Source organism: Vibrio sp. 1641 (genome assembly GCF_033339995.1).
GTDB lineage: Bacteria > Pseudomonadota > Gammaproteobacteria > Enterobacterales > Vibrionaceae > Vibrio > Vibrio alginolyticus.
Window position 1 is genome coordinate 385 of sequence record NZ_JAWOVP010000281.1, and the last position, 237, is coordinate 621.

The 237-nt window shown below is 44.7% G+C and carries 1 protein-coding gene; it reads left to right on the forward strand.

The genetic code is table 11. From position 1 onward, the window contains the following. Positions 1–237: hypothetical protein (locus R7Z47_RS25530; protein ID WP_318130853.1), on the forward strand; the 237-nt coding region annotated here is incomplete at both ends.

Below are 237 nucleotides of genomic sequence, written 5' to 3' on the forward strand. Positions count from 1 at the left end.
ACTCCTTATCTGCCTATCAAGCAAGTGGAGTTCAAACTGATGTCGATTTTGACGATACGGTGTCGATCTACCCCGGTGAGTCAATCACTTACCTAGTTGAAGCTACACTGACGCCAATCACCATTGGTACGCTTCAAGGCTTTTCTGCTGCCGTCAAAGATGAATCAGGTTCATTAGTTCAGAGTGCAAACGTCACAGATACAGTCAATGCAGAAAAAGTGCTGAACGTTTCTGACT